The 16,872-nt window shown below is 68.1% G+C and carries 15 protein-coding genes and 1 pseudogene; 9 read left to right on the forward strand and 7 right to left on the reverse strand.

Annotated features, from left to right (window positions below; all coding sequences use genetic code 11):
* The first annotated feature begins 13 nt into the window (after positions 1-13).
* Entirely contained in the window at positions 14-1,576 is a 1,563-nt protein-coding gene (locus tag ACZ55A_RS08210) for a GMC family oxidoreductase (RefSeq protein WP_468836013.1), read from the forward strand.
* A gap of 506 nt (positions 1,577-2,082) precedes the next feature.
* Positions 2,083-3,183 (forward strand): PP2C family protein-serine/threonine phosphatase, encoded by a 1,101-nt coding sequence (locus ACZ55A_RS08215; protein ID WP_468836015.1) that lies wholly within the window; start codon positions 2,083-2,085, stop codon positions 3,181-3,183.
* A 271-nt stretch (positions 3,184-3,454) separates the two neighbouring features.
* Here the strand turns inward: ACZ55A_RS08215 and ACZ55A_RS08220 are convergent, their stop codons facing one another.
* Positions 3,455-3,598, reverse strand: a complete 144-nt coding sequence (locus tag ACZ55A_RS08220) for a hypothetical protein (RefSeq protein WP_468836017.1) — start codon at positions 3,596-3,598, stop codon at positions 3,455-3,457.
* Positions 3,599-3,878: 280 nt separating this feature from the next.
* Between ACZ55A_RS08220 and ACZ55A_RS08225 the strand changes: the two genes are divergently transcribed.
* Positions 3,879-5,333 carry a helix-turn-helix domain-containing protein gene (locus ACZ55A_RS08225; RefSeq protein ID WP_468836020.1) on the forward strand — a complete coding sequence of 485 codons (1,455 nt, stop codon included), beginning with the start codon at positions 3,879-3,881 and terminating at the stop codon, positions 5,331-5,333.
* Positions 5,334-5,474: 141 nt separating this feature from the next.
* Here ACZ55A_RS08225 and ACZ55A_RS08230 read toward each other — a convergent pair whose 3' ends face one another.
* Entirely contained in the window at positions 5,475-5,786 is a 312-nt protein-coding gene (locus ACZ55A_RS08230; RefSeq protein ID WP_468836023.1) for a hypothetical protein, read from the reverse strand.
* 522 nt (positions 5,787-6,308) lie between these two features.
* Positions 6,309-7,049 (reverse strand): helix-turn-helix transcriptional regulator, encoded by a 741-nt coding sequence (locus tag ACZ55A_RS08235; protein WP_468836025.1) that lies wholly within the window; start codon positions 7,047-7,049, stop codon positions 6,309-6,311.
* 86 nt (positions 7,050-7,135) lie between these two features.
* Between ACZ55A_RS08235 and ACZ55A_RS08240 the strand changes: the two genes are divergently transcribed.
* Both ACZ55A_RS08240 and ACZ55A_RS08245 read left to right on the forward strand, forming a co-directional pair.
* Positions 7,136-8,017, forward strand: coding sequence for an NAD(P)H-binding protein (locus ACZ55A_RS08240; protein ID WP_468836028.1), 882 nt, complete (start codon positions 7,136-7,138; stop codon positions 8,015-8,017).
* Between the two features lie 361 nt (positions 8,018-8,378).
* On the forward strand, positions 8,379-9,122 hold the full coding sequence (locus ACZ55A_RS08245; protein WP_468836031.1) for a class I SAM-dependent DNA methyltransferase: 744 nt from the start codon (positions 8,379-8,381) through the stop codon (positions 9,120-9,122).
* A 59-nt stretch (positions 9,123-9,181) separates the two neighbouring features.
* Here the strand turns inward: ACZ55A_RS08245 and ACZ55A_RS08250 are convergent, their stop codons facing one another.
* Positions 9,182-9,985 (reverse strand): methyltransferase domain-containing protein, encoded by an 804-nt coding sequence (locus ACZ55A_RS08250; RefSeq protein ID WP_468836033.1) that lies wholly within the window; start codon positions 9,983-9,985, stop codon positions 9,182-9,184.
* Between the two features lie 66 nt (positions 9,986-10,051).
* Positions 10,052-10,309, reverse strand: coding sequence for a hypothetical protein (locus ACZ55A_RS08255; protein WP_468836035.1), 258 nt, complete (start codon positions 10,307-10,309; stop codon positions 10,052-10,054).
* A 239-nt stretch (positions 10,310-10,548) separates the two neighbouring features.
* Between ACZ55A_RS08255 and ACZ55A_RS08260 the strand changes: the two genes are divergently transcribed.
* Positions 10,549-11,286: a class I SAM-dependent methyltransferase gene (locus tag ACZ55A_RS08260; RefSeq protein WP_468836037.1), complete on the forward strand. Its 738-nt coding sequence runs from the start codon at positions 10,549-10,551 to the stop codon at positions 11,284-11,286.
* A gap of 459 nt (positions 11,287-11,745) precedes the next feature.
* Here the strand turns inward: ACZ55A_RS08260 and ACZ55A_RS08265 are convergent, their stop codons facing one another.
* The gene (locus ACZ55A_RS08265) at positions 11,746-12,288 is read right to left on the reverse strand and encodes a hypothetical protein (protein WP_468836039.1); all 543 of its coding nucleotides are present in this window, start codon (positions 12,286-12,288) and stop codon (positions 11,746-11,748) included.
* A 209-nt stretch (positions 12,289-12,497) separates the two neighbouring features.
* On the opposite strand from ACZ55A_RS08265, the gene ACZ55A_RS08270 reads away from it, so the two are divergent.
* On the forward strand, positions 12,498-14,900 hold the full coding sequence (locus ACZ55A_RS08270) for a hypothetical protein (RefSeq protein WP_468836041.1): 2,403 nt from the start codon (positions 12,498-12,500) through the stop codon (positions 14,898-14,900).
* A 96-nt stretch (positions 14,901-14,996) separates the two neighbouring features.
* Here the strand turns inward: ACZ55A_RS08270 and ACZ55A_RS08275 are convergent, their stop codons facing one another.
* A complete protein-coding gene (locus ACZ55A_RS08275; protein ID WP_468836043.1) occupies positions 14,997-15,236 on the reverse strand; it encodes a hypothetical protein in 240 nt (79 codons plus the stop codon).
* Positions 15,237-15,793: 557 nt separating this feature from the next.
* On the opposite strand from ACZ55A_RS08275, the gene ACZ55A_RS08280 reads away from it, so the two are divergent.
* Positions 15,794-16,384: a hypothetical protein gene (locus ACZ55A_RS08280; protein WP_468836045.1), complete on the forward strand. Its 591-nt coding sequence runs from the start codon at positions 15,794-15,796 to the stop codon at positions 16,382-16,384.
* Positions 16,385-16,551: 167 nt separating this feature from the next.
* Positions 16,552-16,840: pseudogene (locus tag ACZ55A_RS08285) on the forward strand (helix-turn-helix domain-containing protein); the annotation flags it as partial.
* Positions 16,841-16,872 lie beyond the last annotated feature (32 nt).

Here is a 16,872-nt window from a genome sequence, read left to right on the forward strand (position 1 = left end):
TGGAGACGGCGCGATGTCCCAAGAGGTCCCTGTGGACGAGTTCGACTACGTCGTGGTCGGCGGTGGCACGGCCGGCGCCGTCGTGGCGGCCCGGCTCAGCGAGGACCCGGGCGTCACCGTCTGCCTCCTGGAGGCCGGCCCCTCCGACGTGGACGACGACAACATCCTGCGGCTGGACCGCTGGATGGCGCTGCTGGAGTCCGGCTACGACTGGGACTACCCCGTCGAACCGCAGGAGAACGGCAACAGCTTTATGCGGCACGCCCGTGCCAAGGTCCTCGGCGGCTGCTCCTCGCACAACTCCTGTATCGCCTTCTGGGCCCCCGCCGAGGACCTCGACGAATGGGCCGCGCGCGGCTGTACGGGCTGGAGCGCGGCCGACTGCTTCCCGCTCTACCAGCGGCTGGAGAGCAATGACGCACCCGGCGACCACCACGGCCGCGGCGGCCCGGTCACCCTGCGCACCGTCCCGCCCAACGACCCGTGCGGTGTGGCCCTCCTCCAGGCCTGTGCGGCGGCCGGCATCCCCACCACGCCCTTCAACACCGGCCGGACCGTCATCCGCGGTGCCAACTGGTTCCAGATCAACTGCCGCCCCGACGGCACCCGTTCCTCCGCCAGCGTGTCCTACCTGCATCCCGTGATGGGCACCCGCCGCAACCTCGATGTACGCACCGGCCTCCAGGCCAAGCGGCTGATCTTCGACTCCGCCCGGCGCTGCACCGGCGTGGACTACCTCACCGGCGACCTGGTGCACACCGGTACCGTCCACGCCCGCCGCGAGGTCATCGTCTCGTGCGGCGCCATCGACTCCCCCAAGCTGCTGATGCTCTCCGGTATCGGCCCGGCCGACCACCTCCGTGCCACCGGCATCGAGCCGCTGGTCGACTCCCCCGGCGTCGGCGCCAATCTCCAGGACCACCCCGAGGGCGTGATCATGTGGGAGGCGAAACAGCCGATGGTCGCCACCTCCACCCAGTGGTGGGAGATCGGCATCTTCGCCGACACCGAGCCCGGCCTGGACCGCCCTGACCTGATGTTCCACTACGGCTCGGTGCCGTTCGACATGAACACCTACCGCCGCGGCTACCCCACGTCGGAGAACGCCTTCTGCCTCACCCCGAACGTCACCCGCGCCCGCTCGCGCGGCACGGTCCGCCTGCGCACCCGCGACTTCCGCGACAAGCCCATGGTCGACCCGCGCTACTTCACCCATGAACACGACGTACGGGTGATGACCCACGGCCTCCGGCTGGCCCGCGAGATCATCTCCCAGCCCCCCATGGCCAGTTGGGCCGGAGTCGAACTCGCCCCCGGTCCCTCCGCCCACTCCGACGACGACCTGCTCGCCTACCTACGGGACACCCACAACACGGTCTACCACCCCGCCTGCACCGTCCAGATGGGCCCACCCGACGACCCGGCCACCCCGCTCGACCCACAGCTGCGCGTCAAGGGCACCACTGGTCTGCGGGTGGCGGACGGCTCGGTGATGCCGCTCCTGACGACCGTGAATCCGTGCATCACCACGATGATGATCGGCGAGAAGTGCGCGGACATGATCCGGGGCGGCTGAACCCACGCCCCGCCGATCGCGGCTGCCGGCGCACAACAGAGACCTACGAGGTGGGCTCCCTTCGCCGGCATTGTCCGGATCAGGTGCTTGGGGGTCGCCGTCCGGTCCTTACGACCTTTCAGCCTCTCAGCCCGACCTTTCCTCTTGTCCTCGGCGAGAGCCAGAGCTCCCTTCCCCGAGGCCAGTCCAGTCGAACTCCCTCGCTCGCCCCGTAGGCCGGTCTCCAGGATAGCGCGCACCAAGCAGGATGGAACAGTCAAATCGAACAAATTCCACGAATCCACCGATTCCCTAACCAGCCCCACCCTCACCCCCCTCACACCCACCCTCACACTCACCCACAGTGAGCGAGGAACGTCACTCAGCACCCCCCACAACGGCCATCTGTTGCGCACAGGGCGTATCTGTGAAGCCATGGGCATACCGACGTAGTCGGTGAGCCGCCTCGTGCCGTGGCTCCGCTTTCCTCCGCGTCACGAGCGCGGTCCGGCCGCAGGAGAACCACTGTGAAAGGCTTGCAGCCCCCGCCGGTGAAAGTGCCGTGGACGCTCGTGGCGCTGGCCCTGGTGACCGGCGTCCTGCTGGACCTTTTCGCGCCCGAGCCGTACATCGGGCTCCCGCTCCTCGCGGCCGGGCCGCTGATCGCGGGCGCCATGCTGCCCTTCCGCTCCGCGGTCGCCGTCGTCGGCTTCGCCTGCGTGCTCTCGGTGGGCCTGGACATCGAGCGCGAGCGGCCGGCGACGCCGCTGCTCGTCGATCTGGCCGTGGTCGGCCTGATCGGTGTGCTGGCGCTGGCCATCAACGGTCTCATCGAGCGGCAAGGGCGCGATCTGGCGCTGACCAGGGATCTCGCGGAGGCGGTCCAGCTGGCGGTGCTCCCGGACCCACCGAGTAGGGCCGGTCCGCTGGCCGTGGCTGCCGGATACCTCGCGGCGCAGGCCGAGGCACGGATCGGCGGCGACCTGTACGCCGTGCAGGAGACTCCCTTCGGAGTGCGAATGATCATTGGCGACGTACGCGGCAAGGGCACCCAAGCCGTCGCCGCCGTCTCGGTCGCCATAGGCGCGTTCCGGCAGGAGGCCGAGTACGCTCCCACGCTGGCCACGCTGGCGCAGCGGCTGGACGAGGCGATGGCCAGGGCGGCGGCCCGGAGCGGCGCGATCCCGTCGACCGAGGGCTTCACCACCGCCGTACTGGCCGAGGTCTCCCTCGACGGCGAAGTGCTGACCCTGGTCAACCGAGGGCATCCACCCCCGTACCTGGTCCACGACGGCCAGCTCGTACGGCTCGACCCGACCGTCCCACAGCTGCCCCTCGGTATGGGGCTGGACGGCCTCACCTCCGCGGGGCACGCGCCGGTCGACGTGGTGCGTCTCCCCCCGGGCGCCTCGCTGCTCCTGGTCACCGACGGCGTCACCGAGGCGCGGGACGAACGGGGAACCTTCTACGACCCGCTGCGCTCCCGCCGCATGCGCAGGCGTTTCACCCACCCCGACGCCCTGGTGGACGCCCTGACCAGGGACGTCATCCGCTGGACCGGCGGCGAGGGCCATGACGACATGGCCATCCTGGCCGTCACCCGCTGCCGGCCTCCCTACGCCGCCTGAGCGACGGCGGGCCGGGGCGGGATGCCGAGGCGGTGGCCGCCACGTACGGGGCCGGTCGCCTGGGCGGACCTGTCGCCTCGGCCGACGCCCCTGTGATCGCCCGGACCGAGGTCAGGCGGTCGCGCCGTGAGGGCTGCGGGCCTTCGGTGACGGACGAGCGGGGCCCGCCGTCCGAGGTGTTGCCGCTGCCGGATGTCCCCGGACCGGATGTGTTCTGTCCGGCGCTGGGGCGTGCGGTCGACGTGCTGCCCTTGCCGTAGTTGTGGCCCGGTCACTTCGTCGCCGCGTCGGCCGCCGCGTGCCCCGGCGAGCGGGCGTCGGACGAGGCGTGGCAGGCGCTCAGGGACAACGTCGCGAAGACGGCAGCGGTGGCGGCGACTGCGTGGACACGGAGGTTGCGCATAGTGATCGGCATGCTCCTTGGCTGCGGATTCAGTGGCGGTCGAGCACGGTGATGACGATCGCGACACAGGCGATCAGTACGGCGACGGCAAGAACATCGCTGAGACACGGGCGGGTTCGCAGGAGGTCTCCCCCTCTCGGTGTGCTGCACCTCAGCGTGCGGGGCGGCCACCCCCGTGCCAACAGATCCTGGAGAATGTGGGAAGCCGGAACGCAGATATGGGCTTTGACCTGGGGAAACGATCATCCCCTGGAATGCCGTGCTGGAACGGCGGAACGAACAGGGGATCAGGGTGACAAGAGAACCAGAAGAGTTCGCGCAGCTGCTGCGACGGCTCAAGGAGCGCTCCGGACGCAGCTATGGCGTCCTCGCCGAGCAGCTGCACATGAGCGTGTCCACGCTGCACCGGTACTGCAACGGCGACGCCGTCCCGTTGGACTTCGCGCCCGCCGATCGCTTCGCCAGGCGGTGCGGGGCGACACCGGACGAACTGGTGGAACTGCACCGGCAGTGGATCATCGCCGACGAGGCCCGCCGACGGGGCCGCTCGTTATCCGCGAGGGGCACCTCATCCGCCGCAGTCGCCGAACCGGCGCCGGCCGCCGATGCCGCAGCGGATCCCGACTCCTTAAAGGCATCACATACGCCTGACGGGAGCACCGCACACTCAGCCACCGTGAAATCCGACGACGACCAATCGGACACGGCCGCCAAGCCGATGTCCGCCGGATCCGGCTCCGGATCCGGCTCCGGATCCGGCTCCGGCTCCGACATCCGTAGCTCCAGCGCCCGTTGCTCCAGCGCCAGTAGTTCCGGCGTCCGCAACGCCACTGCCCCCAAACGCCTCCCCGCCATCAGCCTCGCTGCAATCGCCGTGGCCGCGCTCGCCATACCGGCGGCCCTGGCCTTCGACGAAGGCCCCGCGGAAGACTCCCGGACGGCCGTACAGGGCACGGGCCGGCCGCCGGTAACCGGCAAACATCCCACCCCGACACCGAAGCACAACTCCTCCCCGGGCCCCGCCGCATCGCATGGAGCAGCCACTCGCAGCGGCAAGGGCACCCACACTCCGTCCCCGTCGGCGCCCCCGGATGCCCCCGGTGCGAGCCGGTCACCGGCCGGCGGCGGGCAGGGCCCCGCGCCACGTGTCGGAATCAGCTCGTACAACTGGGACGAGCCCTGTGACGTCAACTACCTGCTCCAGCGGACCCCGGACCACGTACCGCCGCCGCCCCCACCGCAGGACACACGCGGCTGGGCACGTGCCCTGGGCGCCGTCGACGGCGGGCATTTGAGGCTCCAACTCACCGCGACGGGCACCACGGACGAGGCCGTCGTCCTCACCGCCCTGCACGTCCGAGTGACGGCCAAGCACGCCGCCGTCCCCTGGCAGGCCTACTCGATGGGCGACGGCTGCGGCAGTGGTGTCACGCCGCAGAGCTTCGACATCGACCTGGACACCGACCGGCCGACAGCGAAACCCGTGGCCGGCCAGGACGGCGACATCGTCGTACCCGCCAAAGGCTTCCCGTTCAAGGTTTCCACCCGGGACCCGCAGGTGTTCAACCTCGACCTGCACACCGAGGGACATGACGTCAGCTACTACCTGGAAGTCGGCTGGAGCAGCGGCACCCGCCAAGGGACGCTACGCATCGACGACGGAGGAAAGCCGTTCCGCATCAGCGCGATCAAGGGCCGGGACCAGTACTCCTACTGGCCGGAACAGCACAAGTGGACCCTCAAGTAGCCAGCCCTCAGCGACAGAAGCGCCGACCGAGCACATCTGTGCGCGGCGCATCGACAAGACCGCAACCATCTACCAGGCAGGACTTCCTCATCCTCGGCACCTTCACCTTCCCCTGGGCCGCTTGACGGCCCAGGAGACGGCCTAGCCGTCCTCCCGGCCGGGAAGAGGCGCCCCCTGGAGAAACGCTCGGTAGGCGTCTGCGGCGTCATCCTCTACGGTCGGCCCTTCCGGTCCGTACCGTGTGTCACTCCGGTCGCGTTTCGGTCCAGAGATCCAGAAATCCTCATCGGTTTCGACGTCGTAGAAGTTTGCGTCGAAGAAGCCAAGACCCGTAGCACGCCGCAGGGTTCGCCCTTGGAAGTAGGCTGTTTTCCAGGTCTTGGAGAAGTCCACCCACCCGATCCACGAGGGGCCGCGGTCGGTGTCGTAGCCCGTTTTGAGCTGCACGAACATGATTCTGCGAGGCATGGTCCTAGCTTGGCCGATCGTGCTGCTCCAGCAAACCGAATTGTGGATCGATCCGTTGATCCAAGAGAAGCGGCCCAGGCCAGAAAGGCCGTACCGTTCGGCGCCTGGCTGCAAGCGCACTGCTCAAGTCCGGGTTCGTGGTCGCCTGGCGTCCGAGACATCACAATGCGCACCGACAAACCTGCCGTCCGCCACCCAGCAGCCCTGCGCGTCGCAGCGACCTTCCCCCGGCCCAAGTGATCCACAGGAAGATCGCCCAGCGCCGAACTCGCCGCCGTATGGCGGGAGATGCCGCCGATGACGGCGCCCACGCGGTAGCTCGAAGTCCGGCGCCGCGGATTTCGGCGCGACCTCCCCACCGATAAGTGGCTTCTGCCTCCCGAGCCGAACTGTCCCCAACTTGAGCCGAATTGCTGCGAAGAACCAGAGGTGAGGGGCTCTCACCTCGCTCGATTCCATAGCCCCTCGTGGGGCATGGCCTGGATGTTTCGTTCGCGAATGTTGACGTCACCGAGCAGGCTTGGCAGCAGCGCGCGGTGAGCGTGACGTGGCGCGGCCGAAGTCGGTGGTCAACCAGTGTTCGAGGGAAGCATCAGGGAATTCGTGGGGCTGGTAGGTGCCCGCCACCCGGGAGATGTCGGTGATCCGGTCGAGACGGAAGGTGCGCCAGTCGTCCCGGTCGACATCGAACGCTACGAGGTACCAGTGGCCGGCGCGTAGGAAGTGGCGGTAGGGCTCGACCAGTCGGGTTGACGGCCGGCCGTGCTGGTCGGTGTAGCGGAACCGGAGCCTGCCGTCCTCGGCCACCGCGTCGGCGATCACGCCGACGGTTGCTGCCGCGATCACGGCGCCGGGCTGCTGTAGCACCTCGGTTGCGAGGTCGGTGGCGGCCGCGCGGCGGCGCAGGGGGCGGGGCAGGACTTGGTCGAGCTTGAGCAAGGCGCTCGATGCGACCGCCTCCTTGGGGAGCCAGGCGCGGATCAGGTGCAGCCCGGCTACCAGTGCGGTGATCTCGTCGGCGGTGAACAGCAGCGGCGGGACCTTGACCCCGGGGCTCAGCCGATAGGCGCTGCCTGGTCCCGGGCGGGCCTCGACGGTATAGCCGAGCCGGCGTAGCCGCTGGGTGTCGCGTCGTACGGTGCGGGCGCTCGTGCCGAGTCGTTCGGCCAGGTCGGCGGCCGTCCACTCACCCCCCGATTGCAGCAGGGTCAGCAAGGTCAAGGTCCTGATCGTCGGGTCGAGGTCCATGCCGTCAGCGTTCCAGGAGAGGAGGACAGGTTCGGGCCGCCTTGGCTCCTAACCTGCAGTCGAGCCATCGATGAGAGGGAGAAACTGTGCAGATCGCTGTCACTACCCCGACCGGGAACGTCGGCCGGCACGTCGTCGCCACGCTGGTCCGCGCCGGGATCCGGCCGCGCGTCCTGCTGCGCGACCCCGGCCGGCTGGCTCCCGACGTCCAGGAGGAGGTGGATGCCGTGCGGGTCGACCAATACGATGCCGACGCAGTGGTGGCCGCCACCGACGGTCTTGACGCACTGTTCTGGGTGGACCCGACCACCGGCTCTGAGGACCCCCTTGCCGACTACGCCCGCGCCACCAGCAGCGTGGTCCGCGCCGTCACCGAGAACCGGATCGGCCGCGTCGTTTTCCAAAGCAGCGTCGGCGCCGAGAAACGTCACGGTGCCGGCGAGATCGACGGCCTGGCCCACACCGAGACGGCTTTGGACGGCACGGGCGTCGACGTCACCCACCTCCGCTGCGGCTACTTCTTCACCAACCTCGAGCTTCAACTCGATGCCCTACGCGCCGGCACCCTCCAGGTGATCCTTCCGCTCGATCAACCCATGGCCTGGGTGGCGCCTCGCGACATCGCCGAGGTCGCCGCCACCCGGCTGCTTTCTCCCACCTGGTCCGGACGTTGCGTGCAGGCGGTTCATGGGCCCGCCGACCTCACCTGGCGACAGGTTGCCGAAATCCTTACCTCTGCCACCGGTCGGCAGATCAGCGTTGAACGGATCACCGACGACGCCATGCGCACCCAGCTTCACCAGGCGGGCATGACCAACGGCCTGGTCGAGGCCGTGCTCGGAATGTCGACCGGCCTGCGCGACAACTTCGTGCCCGAACAGCGCCGCACCCTCCAGACCACCACCCCGACCACCCTAGCCGCCTGGGCCTACGACCATCTCCGGCACCAGATCGCCGAAGCGTCGTAAGGAGTAGTCCGGTCAGGTAGCAGCAACTCCGCTTGAGGGGCGGTCTCGTGGACTTCGCCGCTTGAGAAGCCGTCAGCGCCCTGTCCCAGTAAATGCCGGATTTTCTGCGACAGCACCGATGCCCGCCGACTACGAACTCAGGCTCGCCGAGATGCTGATCCTGGTCCGGGTGCGCCGTTGGCTGACGCGGCGGTGGGTGCGGACTGACCGTTGTTGCCGGATCGGACAGCTAGCTAAATGACTGGTGGTAAAGGGAACTTCGGCGATACGGTCCGGCCCGGCCCGGCCCGACCCGACCCGACCACAAGACCTTTCGTCAGGCTTGGCCAAGCGATACGGCTGATCATGAGAGGAGCGTTCCGTGGAGGGGTTCGATCCCAAGACGAGCTTCGGATATGAGGTGTCCCAGCACTACGACGACGATCCACGCGGTGATGAGGCCGAGACCGTCGCGTTCCTGGCCAAGCTTTCGGGGCAACAGAACGCCCTGGAACTCGCGGTGGGCACCGGCCGGATCGCGCTGCCCCTCATGCAGGCGGGGGTGCGGGTGGACGGGATCGAGCTGTCGCAAGACATGGTCGATCGGATGCGCGAGAAACCAGGTGGCGATCAAGTCGACGTGACCATGGGCGACATGTCCCGCGTCACCACCGGCCGCACCTACGGGCTGGCCTACCTGGTCTTCAACACGATCGGCAACCTTCTCACCCAAGAAGACCAGGTCCGATGCTTCCAGAACGCCGCCCACCATCTCACCGACGACGGCGTGTTCGTCATCGAATGCCGCATCCCCACCGCACCCTCACGCCCCGGTCATCAGTACCTCGACACCGAGCACGTCGGCCTCGATCACGTCGACCTCGACGCCGGCCGGTACGACCCACTGACCCAGGTCCTCGACCTGAACCACATCCGCATCAGCAGCGGGGGCATCAGGCTCTCCCCCATCAGGCTACGCCTGGCCCACCCGCCCGAGTTCGACCTCATGGCCCGCATCGCCGGACTCCGCCTACGCGACCGGTGGGGCGGCTGGAACGGCGAGCCGTACACCGCCGCAAGTTGGCGCCACATCAGCGTTTACGAACGCGCAGACAGCACTGCGTAACAGACACCCAGCGAGACGCACTACGACCCGCCCGTAGGAGGCGGGCAGTCGGGGGAGGGTTACGGTCGGCGTCCCCAGGCGGAGATCATCGGGGCGGTGGCCAGGTCGAGGCGTCCGGTGGCGATGTTCGCCAGGTGGCGGTCGATCTCCTCGTCGGTGGCGAGTCCTTCCGCCACCAGACGGTGGCGGATCTGCCGCACGGTCGCGGCCTCAAGGACGGCACATGCCGGCGAGGTGATCGGGAAGTACGCGTCGGCCTGAACGTCGTCCAGACCGGCTTCGCGCAGCAGCCTGGGCAGGGTTCGCCCGTACTCGAGGTCCGCGCCGCGTGCCGCCATCAAGGTGCGGAAGCCGGATCGCAACCGGTTGGCGAGCTGCCGCTCGGGGCCCGATTCGTCCCGATACAACAGCGGCTGCAACGCCGGGTCGGCGTCCTCCAGGAGCAGCCAGCCGCCGGGCCGCAGCGCCTGGACCATCTGGCGCAGCGCCTTGGTGCGGTCGGTGACGTGTATCAGGACCAGTCGGGCGTGGACGAGGTCGAAGCCGCCGGGCGGCGGGGGTTCGGCCGCCACGTCGTGGCGCAGTACCTCGATCACGCCACCGGCGATGTCCCGGGTCCAGGACACGTCGATGTCGGTGGCGATCACCGTTCCCGTGGGGCCGACGCGCTCGGCCAGCCCGAGGGGTACGGACGGACCACCGGCACCGACCTCCCAGCACCGCATGCCGGCAGCGATCCCGAGCTGGTCGACGTGCCTGAACGTCACCGGATCGAACAACTCACTGAGGGCATCGAATCGGATCCCTGCCTCCGATTGCTGATTGTCCAACAGGTAGCCGTGCTCCGGGTCGCGTTCAGCCATGCCGCGATTCTGACAGAGGGGCAGTCGGACCCTGGTCGCCGGGTTTTGGGCTGCCAGCGGTCATGCTCAAGATGGTCTTGGCTTGGTGCAGAGGAAACACCCCTCCCAGCGCGGGAGCGCGCTAAGGATCCGGTGTTGTGCACATGAGGCGATGGCACGTTCGTCCGGTCCGGGGAAGTCTCCGATGAGACGGGTGTCGTCGGTCGGCTCGAAGGACTCGACCATGGTGTTGAACTGGTACAGGTAGTCACGGGCGAAGGGAGGGTCATAACCCAGCTCGCTCCAGCGGTGGCGGCTCAGTGCGAGTGCGGTGGCACGCAGCACGAAGTCCCTGACGCGCTCGGCGCGTGGTGTACGCGTGGACGACCCACGCCGCTCACCGCTACGCGTACGAGGCCCGTCACCCGCAACCCGTCACCTCACCCGCCCGGAGCGCCGCACCCCGCCCACCTAACGCGCCCCGGCTACTCGCATGAGATAGGCGACCCATGACACAGCGACCCGCCAACACCCCCTACAACAGTGGCATGTTGAGCAATGACGCGCATCGTGAAGGTGACCGCTTGCAGTCCATCCAACGCAACGTCGACGCGTTCACCACCGGCGTCCTCGACGGCCTTCCCATCGAAGCCTCCTGGGACTGCCTGGAACTGGGCGCAGGCGCCGGCTCCATCGCCTACTGGCTCGCCGGACGCTGCCCGGACGGACGCGTGGTCGCCGTCGATCTCAATACCCGCCACCTCGATGCGGGCCGGGCCACGAATCTGGAGATCCAGGAAGCTGACATCACACACGAGGACTACACGCCCGGCAGCTTCGATCTCATCCACGCCCGCTACCTGTTCTGCCACCTCCCGGAGCGCGACGAGATGATCGCGCGGGTCGCTCGCTGGCTCTCCCCCGGTGGCTGGCTCATCGTCGAAGAGCCCTACCACCTGCCGGCCATCACTTCCCCCTTCCCCGCGATCCAGCGCATCCTCGACGCCTACCAGCACATGTACCACCAGCACGGCGCCGACTTGACCTGGGTCCGCGGTCTACCGGCCCTCCTGGCTCGCAACTCACTGACCGAGGTGGCCTTTGCCGGAAACCCCGGCTGCATGGGCGGACTCGACAAGGACCGCTGGCTCCCCCTCATCACCCAAGCAGCCCCCACCCTTCTCGCCGACGGTCTCATCACGAAGGCCGACCTGGAAGAGTTCGCCACCCTGCTGAAGGACCCAGCCTTCATCGACATCCCCCAGATCACCATTTCCGTGTGGGGCCGTCGTCCTACGGAAGGGACGACTACGGCGATCTGAGCAGAAGACCGACACACCTCACGATCAAGCCCCTCGGGGGCATGGGGGGCGACCGGCTCCAGGCCGCCGGCCCGGAGGGCAATGCCAGCCCGCGCGCGCCCCTGTCTCCTCCTGCCTTCTGCGGCCTTGATGGTGCACATCTCGGCGATTTGACCGAGGAGCTGGCCGGTCCCTGGACGGCGCGGTGCGAGTCGGTTCTGCGGGAACGGCGAGGCCGCAACCGTCGGCGTGCGGCTGGCGCTGGACCGGATCGCCAGCTTGTCTTCGTCGACCGGGTGCTGGTCACTCTGGTCTACCTGCGGCTGCAGCCCATCCCTCGGACCGGGTTGGGCGGGATCCCACCCGGCGAGCTCCATCAAGGCCAGGCCCAGCAGCACGAGCCCGAACAGGTCGACGAGGGCGAGCGCCACCAGGGTCGCGCCCCCGGTGAGGGTGAGCGGCACCAGCGTGCCGCCCGGGTCATCCCCAACCGCCGGTCGGGTCCAGCTCCTCGCCGTCGTCTTCGTCGTCCTCGTCGAAGGGATTGGCGAAGATCGACGACAGCGTTTGTTCGACCGGGTTGCCGACCTCGTCCTCAGTCATGAGGATCCCGCGGAGCATGTTCAGCGGGTACAGGTAGCTTTCCGGGTCACCGGCGACGCCGACGCAGGGATGATCGAGGGGGCCTTCTCCTGCGGGGTCGAAGAACGGCTCGATCTTCCCGCTGACGATGTCGGGGATGTACTTCCACACCATCTTCTGGTTGCGGCAGAACACCTCTCCCACGTACCAGATGGCGCCTTGGATGAAGGGGCTCATGCGCCGGTCGGTGATCTCTTCCATGGTGCTGGCGGTCTCCCGGATCAGTTCGTCCAGGATTCCCAGGGAGGCGGGGGTGAAGTCGAGGACGCCCGCGAAGCTGGTCTGTTCGGCCCACCTTTCGTGGGCGGTCCGGCGCTCGCCGAGCCACCTGAGCAGGTCGGGGTGCCGGGTCGGGTCGTAGGTCTCGTCAGGTTCGGTCATGCCGTCGACGGTAGTAGACACCACTGACACCACCATCGCAGTGTTGACGATTCGACACCCAACACGCTCAACAACCCTTTGTACGCGAGGCGTTGGGAGCCTCTAATGTGTTGGCCGGCGGTCGGCGAAAAGCTGACACGGGGGCCCCAACCAGCCGCCCGCCCGCACCACCTGAGTCCCGTACGTGGCCCCCACGACCAGGGACACACATGAGAACACAGATACCCATCCGTACCCGGCTCCGGCGGCGCCTGACCTCGTGCCTCGCGGTCGTCTCGGCGGCCGGGATGATGCTCGTCGGCCTCCCCGCCACCGCGAACGCGGCGCCCGGCGACTACGCCAAGGTCACGTCCGGCGGACGCTGCGACAAAATGCACCTCGGCAAGACGTTCCCCCGCACCCCGAACAACTCCGGTGCCCCCACCGGCCAGCACCATTGGACCAAGGGTGGTCCGGACGAGGAGTACTACTTCAACCTGGAGTTCAAGGGCTTCGAAGACGTCACCGCACCCACCCGCGCCGACCTGAAACACGTCGGCGACACCGACGCCGACGTCAAGAAGTGGGATGACGCCTACCGGGCGTCGAAGAACCCCGAGGACATGAAGCGCGCCATCTGGGCCCGCTACGCCCGCTATGCCAAGGGGAAGCCGTCCCCGAAGTCGTTCAATAAGTGGGTGCCGCAGAACCTGATCGGCGCTCAGCATTCCCGGAACAAGGGCGGTACCTTCGAGCGGAAGACCGTTCAGGACTACAACCTCATCGGCCCGGACTGGCAGTGTGAGGTCACGGTCGAGATCTTCGACAAGGACGGCAACAAGATCGCCTCCCGCCGGTACGACGCCTGGAACCAGCGGACCGGGGACCTGGGCGAGTTCAAGGCCGACGGCAAGCGGAAGCCCGGCCAGTTCAAGAACGACAAGATCATCCTTCGCCACAAGGACGCGAAGTACGACTTCACAAAGTCGAAGTTCACCATGTTCGCCGGGGAGAAGCCCAACGGGGCCACCACCAAGGAGTACAAGGCGGAGAACGCCAAGCTCCGCGCCGAACGAGGGTCGGGCAACAACCCGATCCGGATCGCGGAGCGACGGGCGACGGCGAAGGGGCTGTGGCCGCAGACGAATTACACCAAGACCTACCCGGTGTTCAATCCGCGGCCGAACACCGGCACCCAGGGCCCGATCAACTCCATCGCCTACGGCTCCGGGAAGAACCCGGCGCAGGCGCGGCAGATCCAGAACCAGCACAACCAGATGAACACCCGCGGTGCCCTCGGCCGCGGCCCCGGCGGCGTCGACTTCTCCACCTTGGAGCTCCAGTACGTCGGCAGCCCCGTCAAGGGCAAGGGGCTGGACTACAGCATGAAGGCCGACTTCATGCCCGACGAGGACAACAATCCCGGCTGGGGCGGGCAAGCGAAACTTGAGCTGGCCTCGGACGCCCTGTTCACGTGGCTGGCCCTCACCCCCGACAGGCAGTGGGTGAACCTGAATCCGGATCAGCCGGACAAGATCATGGATAAGGGGTTCGGGGAGACCGACGCCGGACGCGTCCTCCTCGAAGCCGACATGGAGATGAAGCGGGACTTCTCCCGCGCCATGGACCCCAAGAAGTCCCCCGGCAAAGAGTTCATGAGCGCCACCCCCAAGGTTGACGGGGTGCCGTGCTGGGGATCCGGCCGCAACTGGATCGTTCCCGGCCGGGCGAAGGTCCGCGAGCAGGACGGCGGCATCTACATCCTCGACGCCCCGCTCAAGGTCAACCACGCGGCGATGGACTTCGACACCCCCGTGCAGGGCGAGGACTGCTCGAAGAAGCTCACCAAGGCGGAGAAGGAGCGCAGCCACCGGCTGATCACCCGCTACCTCGTTCCGCACGTTGAGAAGCAGATCAACACCGAGAAGAAGTACGCCGACCTGCGCCGCGTCTACAAGTCCCGTGTAGCCGCCGAGTGGATCCGGCAGCAGGACGCCAAGAAGGCCACCGACTTCCGGCCCATCATCAACAGCAACAATCTCAAGCGGTGGCCGCTGCGGGGTGAGAACGCCGACTGGGACAAGCGCACCGTATGGAAGGAGATGGTGAAGTCCTTCACCAAGGGCGACTTCACGTATGAATGGCCCCTCGGCGACGGACGCATCTGCACCTTCTTCGTCGGCGGCGTCGACTTCTCCAAGGCCCCCAAGCGCAACATCACCCCCGTGGAATTCCAGCTCCAACACCGGCGCCTTCCCCAGACCACGAAGGACAGCGTGCGGGCGCAGACCTCCGCGCGGGATGCCGATGTGACGTTCCTCGGTGGGAACGGGGCCGCGCAGACCGACGACGGCAAGCCCGACCCCACCCCCACGCCGACCCCCACGGACACGGGGAAGCCGACGCCGACCGACGCCCCGTCGACTCCGGCGCCGGATCCCACCACCCCGGGCCCCGGTGACACCGGCAAGCCCACCCAGCCCCCGGCGAACGACCCTGACGGCGACCTCGCCGACACCGGATCGGATACCCCGGTCGGCCTGATCAGCGCCATCGCCGCCGCCGCCGTCGCGGCAGGCGGAGCGCTGACGTGGTGGATGCGCCGCCGTAAGGCGGACACCACCACCAGCTAAGAACAACCCGTAGCTACAGCTACGCGAAGAGGCCCCCTCCCCGCTGCTTGCGCTGGGGAGGGGGCCTCTCGCATGCTCAGGGCCGCCGCGGCCCGGTCAGTTGCCCTCTCCGGTGGTGACGTAGTCCAGAATTTCCCTCCGCGGCCGGCGAATGGTCGAACCGGGGAACACGCGGGCCCTACACACCATGTAGGCGTGTAGGGCGGCAGCGGCCTCGACGTTGCGGTCCTCACCTGCTGCCCGGGCAACGACCAGGCGGTCGAGCACGTTCGCCAGGGCGCCAGGGGCGCGAGCGCACACGTGCCCCAGCCGCTCTGCTTCGATGATTCCCCTCATGCGGTTGGGGAGAAGGTGAGTGGCCAGAGCCAGACCTGCCAACTGGTCCGCGGCTTGAGGGCGTTGACCGCGCTCGTACCCGCCCGGCTTTCGGAGCGCGCCTGCGGATCGTCACCGTGCGCCGAGAGCGTAGGCGTCAGTTGACGTAAGTTGACGCAAAACCTTCGCTTTGCTCCTTCTTTGCTTGTCTTTGAACCTCAATCGCCAGTAGCGTCCGGGCCTGGTCGGGTGATCCCGACCAGGCCCGAGCAACGTCCGAGGCATTCTGCGTCGGAGACGTTTCCGTGCCCAGGCCATACAGGCGGCTGGGGTTGGCCCAGCACGCCACCTGCTCGGCGGCTCTTCGTGAGCTGTTGGATGTCACCGGAGGATGCATGCCCTCGTCTATCGCTGCCGCAATCGCCGCGTCCGCGCTGAGTCTCGGAGCCCTCGCCTCGGGTACAGACGTTGCCACGGCGGCCCCGTCGTCCCCCGCCGCCCGACCTGCTGGCGACGCGCCGTCGTTCCGGCCAGCGATCAACGCGCGTGCCGCGGCCGTTGACCGGTGCAGCTACCAGGTGGTCCGCTCCCACGACTCCCGCTACGTCTACTCCGTGAGCGGGGCCGGCGACGGTGGCGCCCGCGAGCTGAAGATCCAGGCGGAGGACGATGTGAGGGTGTCCGACGACTGGCGTAAGGTCACCCAAGTCGATGCGTGCGCGGGCGGACAGAACCAGGTTCCCGCGACGCTCCGCGTCACAGGAAAGCTGCAGAACCCGGAGCACTACGATCCGTCCGTACCGCGGACCATCCACAGCGACGCACTCAAGCCCGCTGCCGCCTCGGTGATCCCGAAGGCACCGCCGATGACCTCCATCGACCGCCTCGACGCGGCGACCGTCCGCGTCACCTGGAAGCCGGCCCCAGGCAACCCCGACCAGGTCAGCCTGATGGAACGCAAGCCCTTCTACAGCAGCGAGGTCGGGCTGTGGCATCCGTACACCTTCCAACGGAACGTACAGGTCGGCGCCACCTCGATGGACCGCAAGCTGGAGCGTGACCCCGACATCCCCCCTGCGGCCCGCACGCACGCCTACTGGATTCGCGTGGTCAAGGACGGCTTCGTCAGCGACCTGCGCGCCGAGAAGCCGCTCGCCATCGAGCCGTAACCACCTGCCGATGTGTGCCGCGTTCTGCGATACCGACCGCCGTGAGTGATCGGGCAGCGCGGCGACCGCACTGCCCGCCGGCGGTCCAGCACCCGTACCGTCGGCAGCCCGGAGGCCGCAGGGCGCCGTACCGACTGACTTCCCTCAGGCAGCGGAATTCGCGGTGAGTGCGGTCGGTGGAGCGCTGGCGGCGGGCCTGGCGCGAGGGCGGGACGGAGGCCCTGCGCTCGGCGGGGCCGGCGAACACCCGGCCCGTCAGCGATGCGCAGTTCGCCGTGCTCGAGGAAGAACTCGCCAAGGGCCCGGCCGTGCATCGTTTCGCAGACCAGCCGTGGACTGTGGCCCGGGTGCAGGCGGTGAACCGCCGCCTGCGCCAACTGAGTCTGTCGGTGTCGACGGTATCGCGGTTGCTGAAGCGGGCACGGCTGGTTGTGGCAGGGGCTCGCATCCGATGCGGGATGTGACGCGAGCAAGGCTCGGCCTGGTGT

It is taken from the genome of Streptomyces sp. NPDC034111 (genome assembly GCF_055575375.1).